The following is a 3,151-nucleotide window of genomic DNA, read 5'->3' as shown; positions in this document are numbered from 1 at the left end:
AATCGTGTGGGCATCAACAAATGATGCGTGCCCAAAAATAATATCAATGCCATCGACTGCCAAAATTTGCGCCATTGCTTCATCCATTGGATCGATAACTTGGTGCTTGTAGGCCATCAATTCAGGCCAAACAATGTTCACCGCATCGTTCATCCCAATACCGTGGTAATTGTGTAAGTGATGTAACAATTCTGCCGGTCCATCGAGCAAAATTTTAGCATTGCAGCCAAAATTGGTACATGTACCAGACACTTTCTCCTGCTCGATTAACGCAACACGCTTACCTGCACGGGCCAATTCTTGTGCACCGTGCCAAGCAGCATGACCACTACCAATAAAAATAATGTCGTATTTCATGATTAATACCCCAAGTTTCTTTTTCCTGTATGCATACCAAGTAAATGCTTATTGATAACTTTATCACTAACTTTTTAACAGGTCAAACAAAAACCCTTCAGCTGCTAAGTAACAGCCAAAGGGTTTCCTTTACTTATTTTCTTGGTTTATTTGTTGTAAAATACGATCGCGCAATTCATCACGCTGTTCGGACGTTAAGGTATGCGTCGCAATAACTTGGTCACACACATCCGCCTCATAACCCGCAATCATCGCAATCAAGGGCACCAAGCGTTTAAGACCACGTGCCAAATCAACTTGACGATCATGCTGCAATGAATAGTACATCACTTCTGCAAAGCCACCCCAAGCATCCACCACATCAATATAGGCAGCTTCGAATTTAGCTTCATCAACTGCGTCAGTTAATATATTCACTGACCAAATCACCTGGTTGTACATTGACTCATCTGCTAATTTGCGATTTTCGAGAATTTCTTTAAGTAAATGGCGCAATTCTGGGTGCCAAAAAACAGCAAAATACAACTGACTGGCTAAATAATAGCGCTCAAGACGGCTCGCATCAGGAAATTTCTGATCGACGATGACTAATACCTGATCCGAAACTTGCGCCATTAACATATTTGAGAAATCTTCTTTTTTCGCAAAGTAATATTGGACAATCGAACGATTCAGTTGGGCAGTCTGAGCAACGTCAGAGAAAGATGTTTTCCCATATCCCTTGGCCAGAAATAGTTGCCAAACGGCGCGGCGAATCTGTTTAATTGTCTCTTCATTCCGTTGCCGTCCCATGATTACTTCGCGCTCCCATTCATTATATGTATTCCTGTTATTGTACCAAATTTTTCGCTTCTCCGGCTCAGTCCTGTAACCGACTATCACGGACCACCATCGCATTACGGCGCATCATTAACCAAACCAGCCACGTCTCATCAATTTGCAAAGCGTGTCGTTTTGGCCGACGCACTGTCTGCGTGGGCGTTAACCAACCAATGCCATCTGGTAACGCCGCTAGAATTTCATCACGATATTTGTCGGCTAATTCATCGGTTGTCACCAAATAATTATAATGACCCACCCATGATTTCATTGCCTGTGTTCGAAAATCTTGTATCGACACCTTAATTTCGTAAGCTCGCACTGTTCGTTGTGTATCGATACTAATGAAATCAACCCGGCCTTGATAGCCAGCCTTCTTACGACCTTTTCCCAATTTGTTTGCCGAGGCATCCGTTGACAATGTCACTTCAGTCGCCCCGTAAGCACTAACTCGACCCTTGCCACGTGGGTTAAGACGTGCAAATAACCAATTTTCAAGCGCAATCGCTTCTGGTCGCTTTGCCATTTTCTCGGCCTCCCTTATTTTTCGATCCGAAAACCATTAATTACTAATTTAACACCAATTTTTTGCAATGAAAAAGACATTCAATCTCTCGAATGCCTCATATCCAGTATATATAACTTTTAACACAATCACGATTCAGCTAAAACAAAATCTACCAAGTCTAACACCGCTTGTTTGGCTTGCGGATAGTCACCAATTTTGTCTACAAATGCATGCACCATGCCATTGTAACGGATGTAAGCGATAGTTCCACCCGCATCACGTACCCGTTCGAAGAAAGCCTCTCCTTCCAAACGGAGCGGATCAAACTCACCGATGATTAGCAATGATGCCGGTAACTCAGCAAGCATCGCTGCTGGTGCATTGATCGGCGAAACCGCCATTTGCTCATCATCAACGCCTTGGAGATACCAATCTGAAATTAACGGACTTTCCCTAAATGACGCAATATACTGCGCAATCAACGCTTGGTCAGCTTGGGCACCATATGCCTGGATATCCGAAAAATCCATTTCCTTTTCGGCATCATGGCCATTGTAGACAGCCGGATACATCGCAACCAATTTATGCAAATAATTCGACTGTAAATTCTGGTCAAGCAAGGCCACCGTATAGGTTAGGTTACCACCAGCTGAATCGCCTGCTAATGATAATTGCGTTTCATCAATCCCATATTGTTTTGCCGCTTGATGCAATGCCACAACCACGCGATATACATCTAACATTCCTGCCGGAAATGGATGCTCCGGTGCCAAACTATAATCAAGCGCAAAAACTCGTAGCGCCCCGGCATCCGCCATTTGCTGCAGAATTGGCGTCACATTCGCAACGCTCCCGCCAACAAAAGCGCCCCCGTGAATGAAAACAACAGTCGGTAAAACTCGGTCATCATATCGTTGTTGCACAAATTCAGTCACTGACACCCCGACAATTTTATGGGCCCGTACTGTCAATTCATTGACCGCTTCATGATGAGCAGCAGGCCACCCCATCACCGCGCGAATTTCAGCCGGTGTTGGTTGATGATCAAAACTCGGTCCCGCCGCGTTGATTTCTGCTTTAGCCCGGTCATCTAGATAGCCAGAGGTCGTGGTACCGGGTCGAAACCTCTTAGTAAATTCATCTGTTGTCATTGTTAAATACCCCCTCACCAGCAGTTTAATCGCTTTCGGATATGGTAACGGGCACTTTATGACATTGTTTTAATTGTTTATTGATACTTTTCGTGAGGTAATTATCTAACCCTATTCATCTAATCGATAATACTTTTCAACTCGAGACAACCCCATTTTGGTATATTTTAAAAATACAAAGTACACGGCGTAAATAAAGATACAAAACGCCAGATAACATAGTGCTACAATCACAAATCCGCGAAACGTCCGTGGAAAGATTAAGCTCGGCATCACCACCGCCGCTAATACTAAAATATCATGATTCGCTGTTTTC

5 protein-coding genes are annotated in these 3,151 nt (G+C 43.7%); all 5 read right to left on the bottom strand.

Annotated features, from left to right (window positions below; genetic code table 11):
• Positions 1 to 357: FAD-dependent oxidoreductase (locus tag WEIDD23_RS14510; RefSeq protein WP_242865430.1), on the bottom strand; the 357-nt coding region annotated here is incomplete at its 3' end.
• Positions 358 to 486: 129 nt separating this feature from the next.
• The gene (locus WEIDD23_RS04850) at positions 487 to 1,149 is read right to left on the bottom strand and encodes a TetR/AcrR family transcriptional regulator (RefSeq protein WP_010375178.1); all 663 of its coding nucleotides are present in this window, start codon (positions 1,147 to 1,149) and stop codon (positions 487 to 489) included.
• A 67-nt stretch (positions 1,150 to 1,216) separates the two neighbouring features.
• The gene (locus WEIDD23_RS04845) at positions 1,217 to 1,702 is read right to left on the bottom strand and encodes a hypothetical protein (protein ID WP_010375179.1); all 486 of its coding nucleotides are present in this window, start codon (positions 1,700 to 1,702) and stop codon (positions 1,217 to 1,219) included.
• Positions 1,703 to 1,830: 128 nt separating this feature from the next.
• Entirely contained in the window at positions 1,831 to 2,835 is a 1,005-nt protein-coding gene (locus tag WEIDD23_RS04840) for an alpha/beta hydrolase (protein ID WP_010375180.1), read from the bottom strand.
• Positions 2,836 to 2,946: 111 nt separating this feature from the next.
• The coding region (locus WEIDD23_RS14025) for a hypothetical protein (RefSeq protein ID WP_207644204.1) at positions 2,947 to 3,151 on the bottom strand (205 nt) is incomplete at its 5' end.

Source organism: Weissella sp. DD23, from assembly GCF_001579105.1.
Lineage (GTDB): Bacteria > Bacillota > Bacilli > Lactobacillales > Lactobacillaceae > Weissella > Weissella cibaria.
This window is presented reverse-complemented; position numbering and strand designations above follow the sequence as displayed.